Here is a 24,628-nt window from a genome sequence, read left to right as displayed (position 1 = left end):
CAGACTGGCTGACTATCAACCTCCGCTCGGCCCGACCGGCCCTTGCTCGGTTAAATCATCTTCGCTGAAAGGAATACCAAGTCCATGTACAATCGAATCAACGACTCATCCGGTTTTCCATGGGCGGCCTATCACGACAGTGATGAGACGGCACAGTCCGGGGGGCGAAGCTTCGAGGACGCTCTTTCTGGAATGCACATAACAGATCCGGGCTCTTATGCGAGTTCTTCCGGCAGCGGTTCAGGCTCCTACGTTCTCGCCTCCGAGCCGCCTGTGGTGGAGCTCTCTCGAAACGAATTCATCGAAAAGGTAGAGGATTATTATGGCGACGAAATTCAGGATATCGCCAGTAACCCGCAGAGATATTCGGGTCCGATCGCAAACAAGGCCGCACGGACTGCACAAGTTGCCTATGATCACGGGAGAAAAGGTTCAAAAGATGCGAGGTATTTCAGCTACCAGCTAGGGGAGAAAAGTGTCGGACTTCTGCGCACGGAAAGTGGAGCTCCCGTCAAAGATGTGTTCAAAGATAGGCGCACGCGCGCCAAATTTGAAAGGCTGTTCCCTGGACGGAAGGAAATTACCTCGACGGTCGATTTTCGGGTCGTTCATCCCCTGGTGGATAATGCAGGGGACATTTTGCTAGAGCATCAACTTCGGTTGGATGGCGACAGCCCGCTGCTGCTGTCCCACCCGATAAACGAGGCGGCAAGGGGCCGGGCCGCGACGCTCGGTTTTGTTGATGTGAGCGACTCCCTGATGGTGCTTGACCCTAGACAGTCCGACAAGTGGACGAACAATAGCGCGGGTGAATGGCAGCGAGCAGACAAGCCTACGCTTTATCTTGCGAAGGCTGAGGAGAGCGATGGCAGGTATGCCGAAAGATCGGCACGTGCAGCAAATAGAACGCCTGATTGGGAGGACGACTACGACTTCATGTAGCCCAGGAAAATCGGCAGCGAGAGAGTTGCGTTGAGGCCCGCTCTCTCCTGACGATAAATTGTTCGTAAGACAGTATGGTGGGCCCCGGCGGCGCGTATTATCAGGGGAGAAAGGTTCCACTCAGAGAGTTGTCGATTGATCTGGTAGGTGCCGAATAGCCTAGCCTCGACGCAGGCCGGATCAAACGTAGCAAGATGAAGCTGGCCATGGCGGTCGGTGACAGCCGTCACTATGTCGTCGACTGCGTCATGCCTCGCCATTTTATCCAGACCGCCGCCAAGGCAGGAATTGGCGCGGGACTCGTGACCCGATCTTTGATGAGCTGCGCGCACAGGCGCCGGCGGCGGTCGAACAGGGCACCGCGTCGCTCCCAAAAGCATTTCCAGCCGAAGTCGCTGACAGCATCAGCAATGGGGTCAAGGCTCGTCTGCACAGATTGGAGGGCGCGTGATGCCAAAAATCGATATGCGACCAGCTAATCGGAGCCAAGAGGCATTTCTGCCCCTGGCCACAGTGGACCAGCGGGATGACCATGGTCCGCCTCTTCGTCGCTGTTACGGGTCGGCAGGTTGTGCACAAGCGCGATATCGACAAGCAATCGCGCCAGCACGAGGGATTCCGGTTGTCGCGTGACGAAAGCAGATTGTCGTTCGTGAAGAACGTTTCTGAGCACCGTTTTACGCGAGGCGTTGCGATAGACGGCGACAGCGTATCCAGAGCAGGACGCGTAAAAGTTCCGTGAACTAGTGGCGGAGCAGGCTGAAGTTGTAGCCGGCGGCGGCGAGCACGGCGTTGATGCGGTTGCCATCGCGGCCCTTGAGATGGTTGCGGCGCATTCGGTGGTCGTCCTTGAGATGGCCGATCACAGGCTCGACGGCGGCGCGGCGCCGCATCTCGCGGCGGATGGCGTTGCTGCTCTTGATGGCGAACCCGGTGGGCGAGATCGAGCCGCGGACCAAAGCGATCCTCACGCGCAGGGTCGCCCTCGATCTTGCAATGAGCGGCTTGCTATTGGTCTGGCGTCAGGTAGTCATTGCTCTAGTCAAGTTTTTGTTCCAACCTCTGCTGGAAACCTTGTGCGGCTCGACGCAGAGGGACCGCGAACAGGGATGCCAATCAGTTGTGCTCTTCAGCGTGGCGACTGGTCGCGATCCAAAGCATAAGCCAGTTACGCGATGTCGCGCTCGGATCTGAAACGGCTCGGCTCGGCTTAGTCGGTTTAGACCGCCAGACTATGGGTAGCTCCGGTCCGAGTAAGGTGAGCGTCGAAGATCGATGCGACGCTGCGGGCCAGGAACTCTGCGCCACCGGCTACGGAAAGCCGGCCATCATCCATCACCACGACGCCGTCGGCGATAAGGCCGTCGAGACCAGAACGATCGACGACGGCTAAGCTTGGGTCCCGGCCATAACGACGGGATGTCTCGCAAAGATCGACCGTTAAATCGCACATGATTCGTTCGATGATCTCGGCGTGGAAGCGATCGTCGTCAGTCAGTAAATAGCCCTTTGCGATGGCGAGCCGATCCTCGCTGATGCGAGCGAGGTAGTCCTTCGTTTGGACGGCGTTCGCGACAAAGCCCTGTTGCATACGGCCGATGGCGCTGGCGCCCAGACCAATCAGGGTGTCCGCGCTATCGTCAGTATAGCCTTGGAAATTGCGCCTCAGCCTGCCTTGCTGCCTCGCCAGGGCGAGATTGTCGTCCGGTAGGGCGAAGTGATCGATTCCGACGCGGACATATCCCGCATCAACCAAAGCTTCCGTGATCGTTTCGGATTGGACGTGGCGCGCGACGCTGTCGGGGAGGGTGGATGCATCGATCCTACGTTGATGCTTCTTGAAGGAAGGAATGTGCGCGTAGCCAAAGGCCGAAAACCGGTCCGGATGAAGCTCGAGGCATCTGGTGACCGTATCCAGGCACGAAGCGACCGTCTGCCGGGGCAGGCCATAGAGCAGGTCGAAATTGATACGGTCGACACCGGCGCGGCGCAACCGATCGACCGAGGTCGCGGTCTGTCCGAAGCTCTGCAGCCGGTTGATGCCCTGCTGAACAACTGGATCGAAGCTCTGGACTCCAAGGCTCGCCCGGTTGACCCCGCAATAGCCCAGCGCCTCGGCCATCGGCTCGCTCAACATGCGTGGATCGATCTCTACGGCAATCTCGGCATCAGGCAGGACCGCGAATGAATGGCGCAACGAACCTACCAGATCAGCGAACGTTTCAGGCGTCATGATCGTCGGGGTGCCGCCCCCGAAGTGGATATGAGAGATCGGTTGCCGTCGGCCAAGGGTTTCTGCAACGAGGTAAGCTTCGGTCCGTAGTCCCGCTGCATAGATCGAGATCGGCTCCTGGCGCTTCGTGACAGACGTGTGGCAGCCACAATACCAGCACATGCGTCGACAAAACGGCACGTGCACGTAGATCGAGGCGGATTGCTGGGCGCCCAACGACTTGAGCCACGTTTGATAGTCGGATTCGCAAATCGAAGCTGAGAAATGGGGAGCCGTCGGATAGCTGGTGTAGCGTGGCAGCCGGTGCTGCCCGTAGGCTTGTGCCAAGTCCGGTCGCATTCGGAATGCCTTTCTTCCCTCTCCAACCGATTACCGGACACGCGGCGGATAGGCTTTGCGCTGGCTCAAAATATCCGCGTTGTTGATGGCGATAGCGGCCCTGCCCTTTCTGGGCAAGAAGAGGTCCAGCAGTGCCGCAATGATCGATCGCAGTTGGTCGGCGGACGTGAGGGGCACTCATATCAAAGTAATATTAGCGGGGCGCTGTTCGAGCCGTCCTGCCAATTGCCCCGCGACGCTCACGTTACGGGACCTGCCGGACCCCGGCCGTGCTGTTTGCGAAGGGACGGGCTGCAAGCGATCATCGGGCGCGGATGTCGCACTGGCCGCGCGCAGCTTACCGCCAGAAGGATTGTCAGCTTCATTTCAACGAGATGAGCATGATCTCCACGGCCCGACGTGAAGGGCCAGTGATCAATTACGGTCCATCGGCTTTGGCGCCTTCTGGCGGCTTACCTGCCATTGCGGACGAAAACGCCACCGAACTCCGTTCGGCTTCAGCTTCTTGCTCTAATTGCAGAATATGCGCTCTTAGTGCATCGGAAGCCGCTTCCGCCGTCTCGCTGAATAGCAGATCCCCATGATCAGTGCGGGCGGAAGCGATTTCCATCCAATCCTCAGCCGATAGAGCCTTGACGGCGGCGGGGAAGAAATCTCGTTCTTCCCACATCATGTGGTGCCGCTCCCGCAATATAAAGTCGCGTACGATGTTGCCGACGTCTTGTCGAAGGATTTCACGATCCGCGAGGATAGCATCGATAGCTTGAGCGAAATGGTGCAGGCGGTCGATGACTTCCTGGTGTTCATGCGCGAGATCGCCGATGATTGCAGCCGCATCCGGATCGCGAGTTCTAAGCTTGGCGATAATCAAATCTTCCTGAGGATGATGGTACACCTCCGGGTAAACCTCGAAGTAGCTGATAATCGCGCGAATGACCTCATAGTCTGGACGAGCCCCATGCTCAAAAATCTCCAATTCACGCTGGAGGGCGACCAGAAGTAGGTCAATATTGCGATGCTCTCGAAGCAAAAGATCGATGATCATTGCGGTGCTCCAGGGAGGAACAATGTAAGCGAGCGATCCTGCCATCTGTGCGCGATCGCCCAAGCCGATGTTCGGGTGTCTTTCACGTGCTGCGATCTGTCGGCGTTGTTCGGTGCTCGGAAGTCCGCGCATTTCACAGCGCTTCTTGAGCTTAGCCCAAGTTCTGCGCAACGCGGCTCGGCAGTTTGTCGTTACGTAGCTCGATTCGGCGCAAGGTCGGCAAGGCAATCACGCCATTCTGCTCGAGTTGAGTGAGGGTGCGCGAGACCGTTTCGATCGTCAAGCCAAGGTAGTCGGCAACATCCTGCCGTGACATCGGCAGTTCGATCGCAGCGTTCTTCGTAGTACGGCGAGACATATCGAGCAGAAATGCCACGACCCGCTGTTCAGCGCTGCTGATCAAAAGCATCAGATGCTCTTGAAAGCGGCGGAGCTCAAGCGCCATCGCGTCCCAGAGCTGCCTTGTGAGCTCGCTCTCTTGGCTGGCGCGAACGATGAGGGCGCTGCGCTTCACCATCAAAAGGTGCGTCTCACAGACCGCCTCCGCCGAAGCGATATGGCTGTCTCCGGCCTCAAAGCCGAAGATGTCACCGGGCAGATAAAACGCACCAATCTGACGACGTCCATCTTCCATAAGCTTGTAGGTTCGTACAGCACCCGATACCACCTGGTATAGGTATTCGGCTGCTTCGTCCTCGCCGTAGATCTCACTATTGCGAGCGAACCGCATCGGGGTCGCAACCATACCAAACGGTCCATAGGTACGAGATTGCCTGCACAGGACGCTGCTCGGATGATGGCTGATCTGGTGAATACTCGCGGCCTGAGCGTACATGGTGGACTCGATCTTCGAAACGTCGATAGAACGCAGACTGGCCGCTTCTAATGAATTGGAAAATTTGGATGTTTCCCCTAAGTAGAACCCACTAAGTATTTATACGTAGGCCGCGAGAAGGATTCTCGATGGGGGCGACGCAGCCTTTCGATAGCTCGAATGCGGCTCAAAGCCGACCAGCCGCGTTTGAATGAGGAAGCTTGCATGGTGGCTTGTCGGCCGTTCGTCTTGAAGTTGAGCTCGGGGATCCTCGGGGAGGGGCGGTGACCAGATTGTCCCGCTTCTCTAGACCGGTAGCGCACGTGCAATGTTCGAAAACCGCGGCGCATGTTCAGCCGTTTCGCCTTGCCTCGTCGATCAGGCGACGGCGGGCGCGTGAAACAGACGGCGCCCCTGTTCTCCGGATCGGCGGGTGATGGTGATGGGTGCCTTGCCCTGCGCTAATCGACGGCGTTCGGAGCGCATCCGGCGGCATTATCGCATCTACGATCTCACCTTCAGTGCGACATCAAAACCGGAATGACGTTTGCACGAAGCAGATCTCTCGAAATGCTGCCGAGCAGCCTTTCCTGCAGCCGAGAGCGGCCGTTTCCGCCCATCACCAGCAGATCGAGGTTTTCGTCCGCCACAAGCGACAGGAGGGCCCGGTGCACCGACCGGGACGCCGGGAGCGACACGATCTTTGCAGGGAGGCCCGATCTTGCAAGATACTGTCCCAAATGGTCGGCGGAACTTTGTGCCGGGACCCTGTGCGCAGCAGTCATCGCGATGATGGTCAGCGCGTCCGCTTCGCGCAGCAACAACATCGCGTCGTGCGCCGCGCGGGCTGCAAGGCGGCTGCCGTCCCAGCAAATCCCGATTCGTTTGGCCGAAAAAGCGCCGTGGATGACGCTTGGCAGATACAGAACTGGCTTGCCGGCCTGGAGCAGGATCTCCTTGGGAATAACGTTGTCATAGCTCTCGTAGCCGCTCTGGGGCTGCGTGACGATAGTCATGTCGTGCACTCGCGCGCTGGCGCAGATGCTTCGACGCGCCTCCGCTGGAACCGCACTGAGCGCGCGGCTCGCATAAGAAATGCCGGCGCTCCTTGCCCGCAGATCAAAGACACGAAGTGCCGCTTCGGCTTTCTCTAACGCACGCGCCTGCTCGATTTCAAAGACCGAAGTGACGGCCACCCCGCTGAGTGCGGCGAGCGGAATCATGGTCCTCTCATAACCGATCGCCACAACGTCAAGATGCGCGCCCGTGCTTAGTGCGAAGGAAATCGAACCGTTCACCGTAGCCCGCATCGGAAGCTCCGTGGGAAGATGGACCAATATGTTCCCGAACATTGCCGTTCTCCGGGCATGAAAGGATTGCTGCCCATCGGAGCACAAATCTGGGCCGGACAATTGATCTGCTTCATAAGGTCGCCGATTTGGTTAGGCAGGATCAAACCGGCCACGGACAGTTCGCGCAGAGTCCGATGCCAAGTAGAACCAGCATGGCATGTGCTGCATCGGTCGTGTCAACCGCGAATCTTGCACGATTCGTGCACAGCGATTTTTGCTGCACAAATCAGCGGGATTGGGACTGGCCGGAGATCACGGATGCCGTCGATTCCTCGCCGGAGAATCAATCAGCGGTATGTGAGGACATTGTCGCAGACGGGCGCGGGGGCCAGTGCGACGTGCGCGTGCATCGTTCGCTGGGCTCGTCTTGATTTTCGCCATTGCCGGTCTGTGGTCCTGGCCTGTTCTCAAGGCTCCGCTGGGTAATGCGTTTCCAAGGCGCTCCACCCTCACGCGATTGAAAATCGTTCCTGGACGAATTCTCTAAGATCAACCACTATGCGTCGCCTGGACCACGCGGCTCGCGCCCCTGCTAGAATCCTGCGGCGATGGCAATCCGCATCAACTCGGACATGCTGCGTGCATTGGTCTTGGCCATCAGGTTGGCGCGATAAACCTCGACCGTCCGGGGGCTGATGCCAAGATCATGGGCGATTACCTTGTTGATCTTGCCGGCTAATAGTCCCTGCAGGACGTCACGTTCGCGCGACGAGAGGTCCGCAAGGCGCCCTTCTGCCTGCAGTTTCGCTGCGTCATCGTCTGGCTTCGTTGGCCGCGCTTCCAAAGCAGCGTTGATGGCACGCAACAGCACCTCGTCCTCGAACGGCTTCTCGATGAAATCGACCGCACCCGCTTTCATCGCTTCGACTGCGAGCGATACATCACCATGACCGGTTATCAGGACGACCGGACAGTCGAGGCAATCAGCCTTCAACTTGCGGATCAGTTCGAGGCCGCTCATTCCTGGCATGCGGATGTCTGATACAACGCAGTCGACCGGACCGCTTGCAATATCATTGAGAAACTCGGTCGCGGTCTCGTAGGTTGCTACCCAGAAACCACTAATATCGAGCAGAAACGCCAGCGAATCCCGCATCGCGGCGTCATCGTCGATCACAAGAATGCGCCGCTCAGTCATGCTTCTTCACCGATGTCAGCAAATGGCAGCGTGAATTGAAAGATCGTGCCGCCACCCGGATTGGCTTCCGCCACGATGTGGCCGCCATGGGATTCCACGATTGTCCGGCAGATTGATAGTCCAACACCCATGCCGTGTTCCTTCGTCGTGACAAAGGGCTGGAACAGGCGGTCGGCGACATCAGGGCTAATGCCGGAACCCGTATCAGCAACGGTAAACCTGGCGAGACCATCGACCTTGCTGACTCCGACGGTCAATTCGCGGCGCGGACAGCAAGCCATCGCCTCGATCGCGTTGCGTATCAGGTTCAGCGCGACTTGCTGGATCTGGATCTTGTCTACGATCATTGACGGCAGATCGCGGTCGCTGCGCATCGTCACCCGCACGCCTTGCTCCTTGGCGCCGAGCAGGGCCAGCGCCACAGCCTCTTCAAGCAGCGTGAGCGGATTTTCCACAGAATGCTGCGTCTCGCCTTTGGCAACGAACTCCCGCAGGCGCTTGATGATATCGCCGGCGCGCAGAGCCTGTTGGACAGCGCGTTCGAGTGCATCACCAATGCGATTGGCGTTCGGCTTGTCTGACGCCATTAGAGCCTTTGCGCCGCGCATGTAGTTTGTGATGGCGGAGAGTGGCTGGTTGATTTCATGGGCAATAGATGATGCCATCTCACCCATGGCGGTCAGCCGCGACACATGGACGAGTTCAGACTGCAGCTCCTGCAGCCGCCGTTCCTGCGCCCGCCGTTCGGTTAGGTCTCGGATGAAGCCGGTGAAGAAGCGTTCGCCGCGCACTTTGGCCTCGCCGACGGCAAGCTCCATCGGAAAGGTCGAGCCGTCGCTCCGCTCGCCGACCACGATGCGACCGATGCCAATGATGCGCCGCTCGCCGGTGGCCAGATAACGTTCAATGTAGCGGTCATGCTCGGCCCGGTAGGGCTGCGGCATCAACTTGGATACAGTCTTTCCAACCACTTCGTCCGGCAACCAGCCAAATAAACGCACTGCCGCGGCGCTGAACGAGCGAATGATACCCTTCTCGTCAATGACGATCATGGCTTCAGGTACGGTGTCCAGGATCGACTGCAGATGGGCTTGCCGATACCGCGCTTGTTCCGATTCCTGCCGCAGCCGGTCGCCCATGAAGCCAAGCATGGGACCTAGTACCGAAAATGCGGCAATATCGATCATGTTTGCGGAAAGGGTGATGAGGCTTTTCCCAAGAAATGCCGCGCTGATGACGAGGCAGAGCAGGGTCGCGAAGCTCGCCGGTCCGCGGCCGCCGGCGAAAGCGGCAAAAACGATCGCCGGAAGGTAGATGATCGTAAATGAGCGGTCATCGAGATACGGATTGAGCGCCGCGCGGAGCATGAGGGCGAGCGCGACGGCTGCCGCGGCAGTGCCATAGCGATACCAGATGTGGTCGGACATACTTGCCGGCAGACCCTCTCATTCGATCGATTCTACATCGTTTGGCCGCGGGAGGGCCACCGGAGGCAGGCGCACGTCAGTTCGCGCCGATATATTGTGCAGGATAGCCAACGCTATTTGAACCAAATGCGCCAGTGCGTGGGCTGCACAGCGACGTGTTCTCCTGTCTTCGCCTTGATCCAGCCACCGAAGATGCGGCGGCAAGGGAAGACCAGCCGATGAATGATATTACCCTCGATCACGCCAATCTCAAGGTCCCGATCGAAGGGCGCCGTGTCGATCCGCTCCCACGTCACGTTGCCGTTAGATCCTGGACGGTATTCATCGCCGCCGACTGACAAATTCAAGCAACCTTTCAGACAGTACGAACCACATCGCTTGTCCGCCCCGCGATCTGGTTCAGCCCAATATTGCGCAGTCGGCGCGCGGTCTCGATCGCGGCAGTCGCCGCCTCGGGTCTGTCGGCGGAGGCATCGTCGAACCCATCGTGCTGGGTCATGACCCTCTCGCCGACCCAAATACCGGGATTGATGCTACGAAGCACCTTGCCACCTTCGGTCGAACCGGTCCGGACCTGCTCAAGCCTTCTCCGGTTGGTCATGTCGGGTTTTTGCCGAAACTGAACTGGACCGCGGCCCACAATTGGGCTCTTCGCCGAGCAAGTTTCGCCGTGGCCTGTCATGTCGAACATCCTTTGTTGATGGGACGTCTCCTTGTTACGGCGTCGGTCGTGGGACGGGGGGCTAGCTGCGCTCGGCCCCGAGCGTCGGGCCGGTCCGCGGGTCGATGAAGTGGACACCATCGTAGGCGGCGCAGGTTACCGGGTGCAGGTCGTTGGCGCCTGGCTCGACTGCGTCGTTCGGCAGCAGTCCTTGAATCCGGTCGCCCCTATTTGGGCACGAAAAGATGATGGGGCGCCAAGCCTGTCTGTGAGCCATATGTCTGACCTTGACTGGAGATCGTTTCTATCGGTAGGCCGCCGCTGGAGTATTGACGCAGGTCAAAAAAAGCGATGCGTCTAGAACGAGTGGCGGCGTACCGCTCGCCGCGAGCGGGACAGGGGGCCAAACATGTTCCAGTTCGGGCGATCCCTCGTGTCGCGCCTTGATCCCGACAAACCCCGGATGCGGCCGGGTTGATGGGAGTCAAAATACGGGCGGGGCAATCATGCGAATGTTGAAGCGCACCGGACGCGCATCGGACCATGACAACAAGTGTCATCAATGATGCGAGAGGCGCAAAGGAGATTCCTAGTGATTGCTCGCCTCGCATTGTCGATGGCCTTGCCGGCGCTGATCGCAGCCATAGGCTTTGGCGCGGAAGCCCTGAACCTTGGCCTTATCGAAACCTTGGCTGCGGCGAGCCTGGTCATCGGCTTTGCCATTGCGGCGGCAGGGTGGGTCGTCAGACGCGAGATAGGGGCGGTTCGCCCCATTTGCTCACGATCACGGGGACCCAGGTCTGGCTGACGATATCGCCGGGTCGCCAGCACTCGTCAGAACAGTCTCTGTCACGGTAAGTGACCGATTACTTTGGATGCTGCTTGAGACAAATCAAATACTCTCCGCGCGCTAATGGCAGAATAGGCAGGGATAAGCAAACCCACTGCAAGAGGGTGGTCATGCCTTCATTTAACGTTCGCTTCATTAAGACCGTCTGTGACGATACCGGCCACGAGCATCGTGCCTGTCAGGCAGCGTTCAAGGTCGATGCCGCATCGCTGAGTGCTGCCGCCCAGCAGGCAGAGAGCGACTTCTGCAAGCAAAAAGGTGTCCGCGATTGGACCATTTTCGCAGATGCGATGGAGCTTCGAGCCCCGCCTGCGTTGCCCCCGGCATGGGGCGGCTAGCCTGAGTTCGGCTAGCGCAGGTCCTTGCGGATTTCATGGCAATCGTCAATCCGTGAGTTCAAGCGCGATCTTGTAAAACACCGCGCCGAGCATCGATTCGAAAGAGCTCGCGATGCTGTCACCAATGCGGCAGGCGCTGTTGCCCGCAACACGAAATGGGCCTCGCCGCAGTCTCGCCGGCCCCCCGGGGCAGGGCGATCCGGATCGAACGATTTGCTCTTACATTTGATGCAGGTCAAAAACAAACCTGCCTCCAGCAGCTATGGCTGCTTCGAGGGACATGACACATGGTCAGCCAACCTGCACGAATCGGTCGTCCTTGGCGGTTTAGGAATTTGCTCAGCCGATTACGAGCGAGCCTGTCTCGGACGTCCGAGCTGGCTTGCTTGAGCCCGCAGGACATCGATGCGATCGCGCGCGAGCTTAATCTGTCTACATCCGCTTTTCGAACCCTGGCGCAAAGTCCGGGCTCTCCCGAACTCTTGAGCAAGCGCCTCGCACTTGCCGGTTTTTCCGAGCATGCGCTTGCCGCCCGCCATGGCGACGTACTGCGCGATCTGCAGCGAGTATGCGGCCTATGTCAGGCCAAAGCCCGTTGCGCCGCCAACCTCCAAACAGGGAAGTATCGAAATCCGCTGAAAGACTGCCCCAACGAACAAACCCTGCGCGCGCTCGGTCGTGAGGTCGATCACGGCCTTCCGCAGCGCTTTTGCGATTGATGAACCCAATCGCTTAGCTCGCCGGAAACAGTTCCCGAAGCATCCCCGCTTTCAAAGAAGGCCAAGCCATGACAAGCCCATCCTTTGCCTCGAAATCCACGACGATGGGTGAAGCAGGCCTGATGTCGGTATTTGCAGTTTCTGCCTACGTCTTCTTTTTCGCCGGAGCGATGGGGCATGATTCTGCGTTTACCTTCCACGCATTGCTGGCTTCCGCCGCCAGTCTGACCGCCGCGGGCGTCATCCTCAATCGCTACTATGAACGGCCGGCGCAATTACCGCCGGCGCAGATCAATGGCCGACCGAACTACAATCTCGGTCCGATCAAATTCGCCTCGGTGCTGGCGATGTTCTGGGGCATTGCGGGCTTTTCCATCGGTCTGCTGATCGCCTCGCAACTTGCCTGGCCTGCACTGAACTTTGATCTGCCCTGGGCGAGCTTCGGTCGGCTCCGGCCGTTGCACACATCGGCTGTGATCTTTGCGTTCGGCGGAAACGTGCTCATCGCGACCTCGTTCTACGTCGTGCAGAAGACCTGCCGCACCCGCCTGGCTGGCGATCTTGCGCCATGGTTTGTGGTCGTTGGCTATAATTTCTTCATTCTGATCGCAGGCACTGGCTATCTGTTCGGTGTCACCCAGTCGAAGGAATATGCCGAGCCGGAGTGGTACGCCGATCTCTGGCTCACCATCGTCTGGATCACTTATCTCACTGTGTTCGTGGCGACGCTGTTGAAACGGAAGGAGCCGCATATCTTCGTCGCCAACTGGTTCTATCTCGCCTTTATCGTCACCATTGCGGTGCTCCACCTTGGCAACAATCCCGCATTACCGGTATCGGTGTTCGGTTCGAAATCCTACATTGCCTGGGGCGGCGTGCAGGATGCCATGTTTCAGTGGTGGTACGGCCATAACGCGGTCGGCTTCTTCCTGACCGCCGGCTTCCTGGCGATCATGTACTACTTCATTCCGAAAAGAGCCGAACGGCCGGTCTATTCTTACCGTCTCTCGATCATCCACTTCTGGGCGCTGATCTTCCTCTACATCTGGGCCGGACCGCACCATCTGCACTACACCGCCCTGCCGGACTGGACGCAGACGCTGGGCATGACATTCTCGATCATGCTGTGGATGCCCTCATGGGGCGGCATGATCAACGGCCTGATGACGCTCTCGGGCGCCTGGGACAAGCTCCGCACCGACCCGGTACTTCGTATGCTCGTGGTCTCGGTTGCCTTTTACGGCATGGCGACATTTGAAGGTCCCACCATGGCAATCAAGGTCGTCAACTCGCTCAGCCATTACACGGATTGGACGGTCGGCCATGTGCATTCGGGTGCATTGGGCTGGGTTGGCTTCGTATCATTCGGCGCGCTGTATTGTCTGATTCCCTGGCTTTGGAATCGCCAGCTGTATAGCCTTAAGCTCGTCAACTGGCACTTCTGGATCGCCACGATCGGCATCGTGCTCTACATCTCCGCAATGTGGGTGTCCGGCATCCTGCAGGGGCTGATGTGGCGCGCCTATACCTCGCTCGGCTTCCTCGAATACTCGTTCATCGAGTCGGTCGAGGCCATGCATCCCTTTTACATCATCCGTGCCGCGGGTGGCGCACTGTTCCTGATCGGTGCGCTGATCATGGCCGCCAATCTCTGGATGACGGTGAATGCACAGGAAGCCGATCAAGTCCAGGACGCCAGAGCGCTCCAGGTCGCGGAATAGGTCATCGCATGTCGCTCTGGAACCGACACAAGATCTTTGAGAAGAACTCGATCATCTTGATCGCGGGCATCCTTGCCGTGATAGCGATCGGTGGCTTGGTCGAGATCACGCCGTTGTTCTACCTTAAGAGCACAATCGAGGCGGTGGACGGCATGCGGCCGTATACGCCGCTCGAGCTCGCCGGCCGCAACATCTACGTACGCGAGGGATGCTATGTCTGCCACTCGCAGATGATCAGGCCATTACGCGACGAGGTCGAGCGCTACGGGCATTACTCGCTGGCCGCTGAGAGCATGTATGACCATCCGTTTCAATGGGGCTCGAAGCGGACCGGCCCGGACCTCGCACGTGTTGGCGGGAAATATTCCGATGAATGGCACGTCACGCATTTGACCAATCCGCGCGCCATCGTGCCGCAATCGGTGATGCCGGGCTACCCGTCGCTGGCGAACACCGAGGTCGACCTGACCGACATGGTCGCACATCTGCGCACCAATCGGGCGATCGGCGTCCCCTATAGCGAGGACCAGATCAAGAACGCTGTCGTCGACCTGAAGACGCAGCTCGATCCTGACAGCGCGAACGTCGAATCGTTCCAGAAGCGCTATCCGAAGGCCGCTGTGCGCAATTTCGACGGCAGGGCCGGCAATCCGACTGAACTCGATGCGCTCGTCGCCTACCTGCAGATGCTCGGCACGTTGATCGATTTCAAGCTCTACGACGAAAAAGCCAATCTGCGCTGAAGGATCCTCTGATGAAAGCCGTTATTTCCATCGAGAACCTGGCATCGAGCTTCGTCGTGACGCTCTGGACGCCGCTGTTCGGCGGCATCTTCATGGCCATCGTCGTTTACGCGCTGTGGCCTCGCAACAAGAAGCGTTTTGATTCTGCGGCGCGCATGCCGCTGCGCCGGGACTGACAGATCATGACCGAGCACAATGACATCGACCACATCTCCGGCCGCTCCACGACCGGGCACGAATGGGATGGTATAAAGGAACTCAACACGCCGCTGCCGCGCTGGTGGATTCTGAGCTTCTACGCCACGATCCTTTGGGCGATGGGCTACTGGGTCGTTTATCCGGCATGGCCGCTCCTCTCAAGCTACACGACAGGCGTGTTTGATTATTCGACCCGCGCCAGCGTCGTCAACGACCTTGCAGGTCTTGAGAAGCTGCGCGGCGAGAAGATGGCCGTGCTGGGCAAAGCGTCTCTTACCGAGATCGAGAAGGATCCGGCCCTGCTGGGATTGGCCCGCGCGCGCGGCAGGACGGTGTTCGCGGACAATTGTGCGCCATGCCATGGGAGCGGTGGCGCGGGTGCCAAGGGATATCCGAATCTCAATGACGATGATTGGTTGTGGGGCGGATCGCTCGACCAGATCCTGCAGACCATCCAGTTCGGCGCACGTTCCGGGCATGCCCAGGCGCATGAGGGACAAATGCTGGCCTTTGGCCGCGACGGCATCCTCACGAAAACCGAGATTGTCACCGTAGCAAACTACGTGCGATCGCTGTCAGGCCTGACCACGGCGGCCGAGTTCGATGCTGCGGCCGGCACCAGGATCTTTGCCGAGAATTGCGCGGTCTGTCATGGCGAGAACGCCAAAGGCAATCAGGCACTCGGCGCACCGAATCTGACTGACCGGATTTGGCTGTACGGTTCGGACGAGGACACGCTGGTCGAGACTATCAGCTATGGCCGCGCCGGCATCATGCCGGCTTGGAGCGGGCGGCTCGATCCCATTACAGTCAGGGCGCTTGCCGTCTATGTCCATTCGCTCGGCGGCGGACAATAGGCGAGATGCGCCGCAAAACCTGCGCGCCGGTGACCCAGGATCAACGCGAGCCATCCGCGCCCGATGTAAGGTCGGTCATGAAGCCCGCCGTAAACAAGACCGTTTCGCTCGATGAGCCGGTGATCGACGAGGATGGACCCCTCTATGCAGCCCATAGGAAGGTCTATCCGCAGAGCGTCCGCGGTACTTTCCGTACGATCAAATGGCGGCTGATGGTCGTGTGTCTGGGCATCTACTATCTGCTGCCCTTCGTGCGTTGGCATCGTGGCCTCGGCGCTCCCGACCAGGCGGTGTTGCTCGATTTTCCAAACCGGCGGTTCTACTTCTTCTTCATCGAACTGTGGCCGCAAGAGCTCTATTACTTCACCGGTTTGCTCGTGCTTGCCGCCATGGTGCTGTTCCTGATGAACGCGCTGGGCGGGCGGATTTGGTGCGGTTATCTCTGCCCGCAGACGGTCTGGACCGACCTATTCTATGCGGTCGAGCGCTGGGTCGAGGGCGACCGTCGCGAGCGGCTGAAGGCCGCCGCACGCCAAATGACAGCAGGGCGCGCGGCAAAGTGCGTGGCGAAGCACGCAATCTGGTTGATGATTGCTTGGTGGACGGGCGGCGCCTGGGTGCTCTACTTCGCCGACGCGCCGACCTTGGTGCACGATCTGGCAACGTTCCAAGCGCCCGCAATCGCCTATATCTGGATTGGGATCCTGACCGCTTCGACATATCTGCTGGCTGGCTACATGCGCGAGCAGGTTTGCGTTTATATGTGCCCGTGGCCGCGCATCCAGGCCGCGCTCACCGACGAATGGGCCCTCAATGTCACCTACAAATGCGACCGCGGCGAGCAGCGCTGCTCATTGAAGAAATCATTCGATCTGCGCGCACGCGGCGAAAGGGTCGGAGACTGCATCGATTGTAATCAATGCGCGGCGGTCTGTCCGACCGGGATCGATATACGAAATGGCGCCCAGCTGGGCTGCATCCAGTGCGGGCTGTGCATCGATGCCTGCAATGCCGTCATGAAGAAGATCGGGCGCAAAACCGGCCTGATCGGTTACGACAACGACATCAATATCCGCCGGCGGATGGACGGCAAGCCGGAGCTGTTCAAGCCGGTACGCCCGCGCACGCTCGTTTATGCCTTTTTGATCACGGTCATCTGCGCGGTGATGGTTTATGAGTTGTTATCGAGAACGCTGCTTGATCTCAGCGTTCTGCATGATCGTAATCCCATGGCTGTCAGGCTCAGTGATGGATCGATTCGCAACGCCTACACCGTGCGTTTGCTCAACAGGCGCGACTTCGATCGGGTGATCGCGATCGACATCGATGGGCCGCCCAAGACGTCCGTCCACGTCGTCGGCGCCGATTCGGTGACCGTGGATCGGCCGATGATCGTCCTGGCTCACGATACGACGACAGAACTGCGTGTGCTGTTGACAGCGCCGGTTGACGGCATGGCAGAACGCTCGATGCCGGTGAGGTTTCGGGTCACCGACCTTGGCCTCGGCGAGGTCGCCTCCGCATCGGATCACTTCGTTCTCCCCTGACGATCACTGACGGGATGTGACCATGACCGCATCAAATCAAGTCACGGGGCCCATTACCGGGCGCTTCGTCCTGATCGCGATTCTCGCGTTCTTTTCGGTCGTGATTGGCGCCAATCTGGTCATGATGCGCTTTGCCATCGTGACGCTGCCGGGGACGGAGGTTGACAGCGCCTATCGTGCGAGCCTCGCCTATCAGCGCGAGATCATCGCGGCACGGCAGCAGAACGAGCGAAACTGGCAGGTGCAAGTATATATCCACCGGCAGTCGGACGGTGAAGCTGAGCTTGCGATCGAGGCGCGCGACCGCCTAGGTGCGCCTCTCGCCGGAATGAATTTCGTGGCCCGCCTCGAGCGCCCGGTCGACCGCCGGGCCGATCGGGCGATTGATGTCTCGCAGGCCAATGCTGGTATCTACCGCGGCAGCGCCTCGAGCGTCGCTGTCGGGCAGTGGGATCTCGTGATCGAGGGCGACGATGACGGCCGCCGCATGTTTCTGTCGAAGAACCGCATCGTCCTGAATTGAGAGCGTGTGCACATGCAGTCCGACATCGATTTTTCTCACTTTCTGAAGAGGACAGGCTCGGGCCGCCTCCAGCTCGACCTTGCGGTGGAGGGGATCAGTTGCGCGGGCTGCATGAGCAAGATCGAGCGCAATCTGTCGAGCATCCCGGATGTGACCTCGGCACGCGTGAACCTCACCGATAATCGGCTCGCGCTCGAGTGGAACGCCGGAGCCCTCGATCCAGCACTATTTGTCAAGCGGCTCGCCGAATTAGGCTATAGGGCATATCCGTTCCAGCGGGACAATGCGGAGACGCTGGAGGCGGAGCGGGCGCAGGACTTGCTGCGGCGGCTGGGCGTCGCCGCCTTTGCCGCGATGAACGTGATGATGCTGTCGATCCCGGTATGGTCCGGAAATGTCTCGGACATGCTGCCGGAACAGCGCGACTTCTTTCATTGGCTCTCCGCGCTGATCGTCCTGCCGGCCGCGGCTTATTGTGCGCAACCATTCTTCTCTTCCGCTTTTGCCGTGCTGCGGGCGCGCGGAACCAATATGGACGTTCCGATCAGCATCGGCATTCTGCTCGCCCTGGCGACGTCGGTGATCGAGACCATCGCTCATGCCGAGCACGCCTATTTCGATGCGGCGATCATGTTGATCGCCTTTCTGCTCGCAGGTCGCTATCTCGACCAGAACATGAGGCGGCGCACCCGCGCCTTCGCCAGCAACCTTGCAGCACTCAAGGCGGAGACTGCGGCGAAGTTCATTAGCCCGACCGAGATCAGAGCCGTTCCGGTGGCGGCGATCAAACCGGGGGACATCGTGCTGGTGCGCCCCGGCGAATGCTGTACAGTCGACGGCAACGTGATCGAGGGAAGCTCCGAGGTCGATCAAAGCCTTATTACCGGCGAGACTCTGCCGGCGATCGCGACGCCCGGCAGCGCGGTGTTCGCCGGCACATTGGTACGGTCCGGCACCCTGCGCGTCCGTGCAGCGGCGGCCTCGGACGGCACACTGCTTGCTGAGATTTCCAGGCTGCTCGATCATGCCCTGGAAGCGCGCTCGCGTTATCTGCGCCTCGCCGAGCGCGCGTCGCGGCTCTATGCGCCGATCGTTCACATCACGGCCTTCCTGACCATGCTGGGTTGGCTTGCCTCTGGTGCCACCTTTCATGATTCGGTGGTCACGGCGATCGCAGTCTTGATCATCACCTGCCCCTGCGCGTTGGGGCTGGCTATCCCCGCGGTGCAGACGGTGGCCGCCGGCGCACTGTTCCGTTCCGGCGTGCTGCTCAATGCCGGGGATGCAATCGAGCGTATCGCCGAGGTGGATCGGGTGATCTTCGACAAAACCGGGACGCTGACGCTGCCTGAACTCGATGTCGCCAATCTCGCCGGCATTCCCGAGGATGTCGTCAAATTGGCGGGCCGGCTGGCGCTGTCGAGCCGCCATCCGGTCGCCGCCGCCCTGGCACGTGCTGCCGGCACAAACGAGCCGCTGGCCGATATCGAAGAGGAGCCGGGACGGGGCGTCCGCGGTTACTATGAGGGCGCGCCGATCCGGCTGGGCCGCCCCTCGTTCTGCGGCGCTGACAGCCTCGCTGACGAGATCCTGTGCCATGATCCCGAGGCCTCCGTCGTCGCGTTCAGCCACGGCGAGGCGAGGCATGTCTTTGCCATCAGGCAAGGGATGCGGCCGGACGCGGTCGAGGTCGTCACAAGCCTCGCACGCCTTGGCATCATGGTGGAGATCGTTTCCGGGGATCGCGAGCCGGCTGTTCGGCGGGCGGCCGAGACGCTTGGCATTCACAAGTGGCGGGCCAACGTCTCGCCGACGGACAAGGTCGCCCGGGTCGAAGATCTGACAAGCAGGGGATACAAGGTGTTGATGGTCGGCGATGGCTTGAACGACGCGCCCGCGCTCGCAGCAGCCCATGCCTCGATGTCGCCTGTTACCGCCACCCATATGAGCCAGGCGATCGCTGATGCGGTCTTCCTCGGTGAGCGTCTCGGGCCGGTGATGATGGCAGTCATTGCCTCGCGCGGGGCGCTGCGGCTGATGCGGCAGAATCTCTGTCTTGCTGTCGTCTACAACGTCCTGGCCGTGCCCGTTGCGATCGCCGGCTTGGTGACGCCGCTGATTGCCGCCGCGGCGATGTCATGCTCGTCGGTACTGGTCATGCTTAACGCGTTGCGGGCGCGAAGGGGCGAGGCCCTCTGATGGAAGTCCTGATCTATCTGGTTCCGCTCGCTCTTTCACTCGGCTTCCTCGGCCTGCTTGGCTTTCTGTGGTCGCTGAAGAGCGGCCAGTATGACGATCTCGACGGCGCGGCCTGGCGCGCCATCGCCGATGAGGAGCCCGATCAGCCCCCGGTGCCGGTCCAAATAGTGCCAATGGACCAGCGCATTTGTGGCAGCGGGCATCGACGCGAGTACTAGCTCGCCCGTCCAGGCGGTCCACCGCCGCAACTGTGGGACAGGCGAAAGTCGTACGGCTAGCAGCCTGTTGATGGCGGCAACGCGCCGTGATCAGCAACGGTTGCTCAGTAGCCCGCTCGCTATCGATGACCATAGTATGAGAGCGCGACGGTGTCTGCCGGATTCAATGCCTGATTCCTCTGAGCTGGATACAAATCTCGACCCCACCTGCAGTTCTCTGGCTAGTCGCAATTCGCTTTCTCATGGTGTTTCAAAGACTTGTAACAACCTGCTTGGTTCCAACGACGATGTGCCAATTAGGAGACCGGATTCGCCAATTCGTGGCCAAATTTCTCGATACGAAAACCTCCACGAAACCAACAACGGGGCAGGCGCTGAAGCTATTGCTGAACACATGACAATGACAGAGCCTTGCACCTTTGCGCGAGGTCTATGCTTGCCTCCTTTTTACGGTCGTCGCTGTGAAAAAACTATGTTAGAAGCCGCTCCTCTCAAAAGGAGCATTCATTGTGAAAAAAGCAACCAAGAAACGCGTTAAGCGGCGCGAGTGGACTAAGGCAGATATCAAAGAACTCAAGGTCCATTCAAAGGCTCGGACCCCGGTCACAAAAATATCAAAAATGACCAAACGCTCTGTCGGTGCGCTACGCCAGAAGGCCTTACATCTCGGAATCGGACTGGGACATCAGCGGTAGTTGATTGGGCTGCGCTGTTGATTGCAACAGTAGGGCGGCTCCCGGGCCGCCCTTATTGGCTGTTGGATTGTGTTGCAACAGGTGGTTCGGCCCAACCGTAGATCAACCAACTTCGAGCCCGGGTAATTTCCTATCGATTTCAGCGCCGCGATTGATGCTGCTGTCCGAGAACGTAGCATTGTCGGACCTTTATAAAGTGTGGTGATCGAATCCAGCGAGCTCAGTGAGTACAGTCTGCATTCCTGGTCCGACGAACGTCTGGTCTGCTTCCCGGCGTGTACCTGCCAGAGGACTGGCCGCTTGGTTCTGCAGCCGATCAGCTTTGATGAGGTCCCGGAGTCCTCAGCTGGCTGATCAGAGGAGAGCTTCTCACCTACGACGTTACGGTCGGTTACCTCGACAAGGAGCTTCTCCAACACAAGGCAGAGCGTATGTGTCCGCGATCGGCGGCGCGTCAAAGATCTTCGTAGGTTCGAGCGACGATCAATTTCCAGATGAAGATGGGCTTCTCACGCCACGGTCTGGTTGGAGCCTGGCGATGGCGGAGCGGCCTCGAGCGTCCGGCATCTTCGATGAGATTTTTGGAACGCGCTTTGTGGCTATATCTCGGCAAAACTAGTGACTCGCTAAGTCACATGAGCCTGCAGATCTACACCAGCTCTGCGCGATTTGCTTAAGCGCGAGATTCAGCTCCCGCAACATCGAGGTCTGTACGACGGACGCGCCCGAAACCGCTCGAGAATGTTCAGCTTTCGTCAGGGGCGGCTCGCAACCAGCTCGTTGTTACTGCGATGGCCCCCTGGCTGACCACAGTTGAGAAGGTCGTCGTTGTGGCCTGAAAGTGGATTCTGCAAAAATTGGGACGTGGCGCAGTCATGCGCCCACGGGTTAGCCGATGGAAACAACCTTGCGAGTGGGGCGTTCCTCGAAGGTCATTTGGGCGCAAAAGTGCGCCGCCCAGCATGCTGGTGAGCTCGAGCTTCGGAACGATACGGCGCGCTCAGCAACAATAAAAACAGCGCTCGGTTGGCCTGATATCTGGCGGCCGAGCGGCTGCGCCCTGAGCCGGCCATCATCTGCTTGCCCTCGTCGGTATGCACGGACCACAACCACCTTCGTCCGCGCTGCTTCAAGGAACACTCGAAGACTGGAAGTGTAGACATGGCTACGTGGCATCATTTCTGACGGACGTGCGTTTGGTCTTCGGAAGGCCACAACCGCTCTCGCGGTAGACCTTCTCCAGACGACGCCTGATTGCGGCCAGCTTGGCAATGAACTCGCTTGATCCGTTAACCCCGAATTCATCAGAAGCGAACTCATCCAGTGCTTCCTGCGGTGCCAAAGATGCCAGACGTTTACGAGTTTTGGCTGTCAGCGTCATCTGCACGACCCGAGCGTCGCTTGCGCAGTGCTTACGCCGCAGGAATCCATTTTTCTCGAGCAGCTTTGAATGGGTCGTGACGAAGGAAGGATCGACGTGCATCAACTTTGACACCATGTTGACGGGGACACCATTCTCTTTCCCTAAATAGGCCACGGCCATCAGGATCATCCACTGCGGCCCGGTGATGCCAAGGACGTCGGCTCGAAATCTCGCAAGCTCTTCGAGACATGCACTGATCGATCTGATCTCCCACACGAACGGCCGGATCGTCTCCAGGTCGTCGGTAGAGATACTGCCAAGCGCGTTTGCTGGGCCAAGCAAATCCGGCGGCATCGAAGCTCTGGTTCCATCCTTTACCAGCTTCCCTTAGCGCGAATGAGAAGTGACGACAACTTCGTAAGAGCAGCCAAATCAAATACTTGGTACGGCACGGACGAAAGGGGAGTGTGCCAGTCATGAGCTGGCCGGAGCAGTTGCGGCAACACCGCGCTCATTGTCTTGACGAACCAGGGGCATCCACGGGCGGCTTTGTCGGGGTCGATCCCACACGCCGGTAAGATTGATGCCCCTACCAACGAGACTCCATGGTCTGCTTCATTGGCTACTCGCCGGCTTGCTCACTCCTTTGCCGTATCATCGAGCAGTCAAAGTCTCGAGCGAGGAACGTTAGAACATCTGCGCCGCGTGTCGCGAAATCTCGACGCGTCGCTTTCCGTCTGATTAAAGGATACGACTTGCTCTTTCCACGCGGTCGGACTGAAATGTCCAGCACCGCGAGCTGTTGGGCGCAGACCATCAGCCGCGATGAGATCGGGCCGATTGTGCAGAAAGCAATCGATAAGCGACAAGGCAGGTTCAACAACGAGGTCCGCCGGTGGGCTATCATCGAAGCCAATGCAAATTGCATCCGAAGCCGAGACGCTACGTGTTGACGCTCGGTTGCCGGGGGCTAGTGTCGTCGCTTCACGCACTTCACCAGCAGTGTTGTGTGGGGGTTACCCGATAAACCGCAGTATAGTCTTGTCATCCGATTCCATATTGGCGGCTTGCCTTCGTATAGTTGAGCTGGCTTTTGGTCACAACTAGCCTTGCGAGTACTCGCAAACTGCCGATTGCAATTGCCAAAAAAGCTTGCGCGATTCATCAATTCGACAGATTTAGACCATGAATTGCAGGCGCCTCCCTCCTAGTATGGCAAAGTGTCGCGAGCGATCGGCCGATGGGAAATTGCTCGGCCGCCGTCGTCCTCGAGCGAACAAGTGTGTGGTTCGGGGTTCGCTTTCCTCGAGCACATCGGGAGCGATATCTTGAGCCAGGATGTAAACCGCGGGGCCACGGTCTGCTTTCTGCTCGGCCTTCCACGATCCGGAACGACGCTGTTGGCGCATTTGCTCCAACAGCATCCGGAAATTACAGCTCCACCAGAGCCTTGGCTCATGCTGGCTCTTGAGTCGTTTGGCAGGGTGGACCATCGTCACCCGGCCGGAAGATCTCTGATCGAAACGGCAACTTCCGAGTTCTTGGGCCGGATCGATCGCGCTGCGGTCAGCCGTGCCTTTGCGGATGCGGCGTACGGTGCGTATCTGTCCTCGGCGGGCAAGCGCATCATCGTGGACAAGACACCACGCTACTGGATGGTGCTCGACTATTTGGATCTTCTTTATCCTGAAGCGCCGCATATTCTTCTGATGCGCAATCCCTACGCCATTGCCGCATCCCTGAAGTCGACTTGGGGTGTCCCCCTTCAGGCGGAAAGCTCCCGTTCGGTCAGCGTGTACTCGCTTGCTGATCTCATGCTCCGCCTGCCTGACGTTATTGCCTCTTCGCTTGCTGATTTGGTTCTCGGCCTGCCCAAACTCGCTGCGCACCGCGATCGCCGGCAGACGATGGTGGTGCAGTACGAACGTCTGGCGGCGTGTCCGGAGGGGGAAATTCAGCGTCTCATCGCTGGCCTTGGCTGTGATCCAAAAGACACTGCAGCTACGTCGACGGCTCGGGCCGATTATCTTCACTCCAGCAGCTTTGGAGATCGGAAAATCCTTGAAAGAAGGACCGTCGATGAGAAGTCTGTCGACGCGTGGCAAGTCCAATTGGGTATCGAAGAGATGCAAACGATAACCGATCTGATCGGCGTCGAGCTGATGATACAGCTCGGATATGGAGCGGAATTGCGGCACGCACAACAAGCCGGAGTGGTTGATAAAGGGCGCGAGGTCACCGAGCTCTATCGTCAGATATTTCGAATGTGGTGGGATCTGCGCCTCAGCAGGGAACGGGCATGGTCGAACATTCCAGCCAACCCCGGTAAGCCGACCCCTGGGATTCGGCAGCCAATCGAGAACTCTTGCTCCACAGCAAATGCATCCACAGGGCACGATGCGCAGCATCTATCCGGAACCGACTTCGACCAAAGTCAGGAGCTGACGAGTTCGATGGCGGCCCAGTTGCGCATGGCACTCTTGGCCTCGGAATCGGATCGAGGTGCCCAGCAAGAGGCCGTTCGGCATCGCGACGCCGTTATCGAGGCGCTGCGGGACGAGATTGTGCGGCTCAAGGAGGGACGCAGCAATCATGAGCGATGACCCTCCCAGGATTATGGTCAGAATGTGCTGCCTGCCTTATCGAGCTCGTTGTCTAGCTGGCAAGCGGAAGTAAGTCCACCGGCTCGCGTGTCCAGCCGCGCTT

Annotated in this window: 22 protein-coding genes and 1 pseudogene; 13 read left to right on the top strand and 10 right to left on the bottom strand. The window is 59.1% G+C overall.

Going from position 1 to position 24,628, the window contains the following annotated elements; genetic code table 11:
• Nucleotides 1–84: 84 nt before the first annotated feature.
• Together XH92_RS34755 and XH92_RS34750 are read left to right on the top strand one after the other, a co-directional pair.
• Nucleotides 85–942 carry an Effector protein NopP gene (locus tag XH92_RS34755; RefSeq protein WP_246787857.1) on the top strand — a complete coding sequence of 286 codons (858 nt, stop codon included), beginning with the start codon at nt 85–87 and terminating at the stop codon, nt 940–942.
• A 526-nt stretch (nt 943–1,468) separates the two neighbouring features.
• Nucleotides 1,469–1,684, top strand: a complete 216-nt coding sequence (locus XH92_RS34750) for a hypothetical protein (protein ID WP_194456156.1) — start codon at nt 1,469–1,471, stop codon at nt 1,682–1,684.
• Between the two features lie 10 nt (nt 1,685–1,694).
• On the opposite strand, the pseudogene XH92_RS34745 reads toward XH92_RS34750, so the two are convergent.
• The 9 genes and pseudogenes from XH92_RS34745 to XH92_RS34705 form a co-directional block, all read right to left on the bottom strand.
• Nucleotides 1,695–1,850 (bottom strand): annotated as a pseudogene (locus XH92_RS34745) (transposase); the annotation flags it as partial.
• Between the two features lie 311 nt (nt 1,851–2,161).
• Nucleotides 2,162–3,514: an oxygen-independent coproporphyrinogen III oxidase gene (gene hemN, locus XH92_RS34740; RefSeq protein ID WP_194456155.1), complete on the bottom strand. Its 1,353-nt coding sequence runs from the start codon at nt 3,512–3,514 to the stop codon at nt 2,162–2,164.
• Between the two features lie 418 nt (nt 3,515–3,932).
• Nucleotides 3,933–4,559, bottom strand: coding sequence for a hemerythrin domain-containing protein (locus XH92_RS34735; RefSeq protein WP_194456154.1), 627 nt, complete (start codon nt 4,557–4,559; stop codon nt 3,933–3,935).
• Between the two features lie 151 nt (nt 4,560–4,710).
• Nucleotides 4,711–5,394, bottom strand: a complete 684-nt coding sequence (locus tag XH92_RS34730; protein ID WP_246787855.1) for a helix-turn-helix domain-containing protein — start codon at nt 5,392–5,394, stop codon at nt 4,711–4,713.
• 497 nt (nt 5,395–5,891) lie between these two features.
• The gene (locus XH92_RS34725) at nt 5,892–6,683 is read right to left on the bottom strand and encodes a universal stress protein (protein WP_246787853.1); all 792 of its coding nucleotides are present in this window, start codon (nt 6,681–6,683) and stop codon (nt 5,892–5,894) included.
• A gap of 574 nt (nt 6,684–7,257) precedes the next feature.
• Nucleotides 7,258–7,863: a response regulator FixJ gene (fixJ, locus tag XH92_RS34720; RefSeq protein ID WP_194456152.1), complete on the bottom strand. Its 606-nt coding sequence runs from the start codon at nt 7,861–7,863 to the stop codon at nt 7,258–7,260.
• A complete protein-coding gene (locus XH92_RS34715; RefSeq protein WP_194456151.1) occupies nt 7,860–9,290 on the bottom strand; it encodes a PAS domain S-box protein in 1,431 nt (476 codons plus the stop codon). The genes fixJ and XH92_RS34715 overlap by 4 nt, the downstream gene beginning before the upstream one ends.
• A gap of 113 nt (nt 9,291–9,403) precedes the next feature.
• A complete protein-coding gene (locus XH92_RS34710) occupies nt 9,404–9,637 on the bottom strand; it encodes a hypothetical protein (RefSeq protein WP_246787851.1) in 234 nt (77 codons plus the stop codon).
• 8 nt (nt 9,638–9,645) lie between these two features.
• Entirely contained in the window at nt 9,646–9,981 is a 336-nt protein-coding gene (locus XH92_RS34705) for a hypothetical protein (protein ID WP_194456150.1), read from the bottom strand.
• Nucleotides 9,982–10,911: 930 nt separating this feature from the next.
• On the opposite strand from XH92_RS34705, the gene XH92_RS34700 reads away from it, so the two are divergent.
• The 10 genes from XH92_RS34700 (at nt 10,912) to ccoS (ending at nt 19,864) form a co-directional block, all read left to right on the top strand.
• Complete coding sequence (locus XH92_RS34700; RefSeq protein WP_194456149.1) at nt 10,912–11,139, top strand: hypothetical protein; 228 nt, start codon at nt 10,912–10,914, stop codon at nt 11,137–11,139.
• A gap of 386 nt (nt 11,140–11,525) precedes the next feature.
• Nucleotides 11,526–11,858, top strand: a complete 333-nt coding sequence (locus XH92_RS34695; RefSeq protein ID WP_194456148.1) for a hypothetical protein — start codon at nt 11,526–11,528, stop codon at nt 11,856–11,858.
• A gap of 68 nt (nt 11,859–11,926) precedes the next feature.
• Nucleotides 11,927–13,579 carry a cytochrome-c oxidase, cbb3-type subunit I gene (gene ccoN, locus XH92_RS34690; protein ID WP_194456147.1) on the top strand — a complete coding sequence of 551 codons (1,653 nt, stop codon included), beginning with the start codon at nt 11,927–11,929 and terminating at the stop codon, nt 13,577–13,579.
• Nucleotides 13,580–13,587: 8 nt separating this feature from the next.
• Nucleotides 13,588–14,322, top strand: coding sequence for a cytochrome-c oxidase, cbb3-type subunit II (ccoO, locus tag XH92_RS34685; protein ID WP_194456146.1), 735 nt, complete (start codon nt 13,588–13,590; stop codon nt 14,320–14,322).
• Between the two features lie 11 nt (nt 14,323–14,333).
• Nucleotides 14,334–14,498 carry a cbb3-type cytochrome c oxidase subunit 3 gene (locus tag XH92_RS34680; RefSeq protein ID WP_194456145.1) on the top strand — a complete coding sequence of 55 codons (165 nt, stop codon included), beginning with the start codon at nt 14,334–14,336 and terminating at the stop codon, nt 14,496–14,498.
• Nucleotides 14,499–14,504: 6 nt separating this feature from the next.
• A complete protein-coding gene (gene ccoP, locus XH92_RS34675; protein ID WP_194456144.1) occupies nt 14,505–15,377 on the top strand; it encodes a cytochrome-c oxidase, cbb3-type subunit III in 873 nt (290 codons plus the stop codon).
• A 77-nt stretch (nt 15,378–15,454) separates the two neighbouring features.
• Complete coding sequence (gene ccoG / locus XH92_RS34670) at nt 15,455–16,924, top strand: cytochrome c oxidase accessory protein CcoG (RefSeq protein WP_194461556.1); 1,470 nt, start codon at nt 15,455–15,457, stop codon at nt 16,922–16,924.
• Nucleotides 16,925–16,946: 22 nt separating this feature from the next.
• On the top strand, nt 16,947–17,447 hold the full coding sequence (locus XH92_RS34665; protein WP_194456143.1) for a FixH family protein: 501 nt from the start codon (nt 16,947–16,949) through the stop codon (nt 17,445–17,447).
• Between the two features lie 12 nt (nt 17,448–17,459).
• Nucleotides 17,460–19,646 carry a heavy metal translocating P-type ATPase gene (locus XH92_RS34660; protein ID WP_194456142.1) on the top strand — a complete coding sequence of 729 codons (2,187 nt, stop codon included), beginning with the start codon at nt 17,460–17,462 and terminating at the stop codon, nt 19,644–19,646.
• Nucleotides 19,646–19,864 carry a cbb3-type cytochrome oxidase assembly protein CcoS gene (ccoS, locus tag XH92_RS34655; RefSeq protein ID WP_194456141.1) on the top strand — a complete coding sequence of 73 codons (219 nt, stop codon included), beginning with the start codon at nt 19,646–19,648 and terminating at the stop codon, nt 19,862–19,864. Before XH92_RS34660 ends, ccoS begins: the two co-directional genes overlap by 1 nt.
• A 1,860-nt stretch (nt 19,865–21,724) precedes the next feature.
• Here the strand turns inward: ccoS and XH92_RS34650 are convergent.
• Nucleotides 21,725–22,276: a MarR family winged helix-turn-helix transcriptional regulator gene (locus XH92_RS34650; protein ID WP_194456140.1), complete on the bottom strand. Its 552-nt coding sequence runs from the start codon at nt 22,274–22,276 to the stop codon at nt 21,725–21,727.
• Nucleotides 22,277–23,250: 974 nt separating this feature from the next.
• Between XH92_RS34650 and XH92_RS34645 the strand changes: the two genes are divergently transcribed.
• Nucleotides 23,251–24,525 carry a sulfotransferase gene (locus XH92_RS34645; RefSeq protein WP_194456139.1) on the top strand — a complete coding sequence of 425 codons (1,275 nt, stop codon included), beginning with the start codon at nt 23,251–23,253 and terminating at the stop codon, nt 24,523–24,525.
• Nucleotides 24,526–24,628: the final 103 nt, after the last annotated feature.

This window comes from Bradyrhizobium sp. CCBAU 53421, assembly GCF_015291625.1.
Taxonomy (GTDB): domain Bacteria; phylum Pseudomonadota; class Alphaproteobacteria; order Rhizobiales; family Xanthobacteraceae; genus Bradyrhizobium.
Note: the sequence above shows the minus strand (reverse complement) of the source record. Positions and strands in the feature narration are given on the sequence as shown.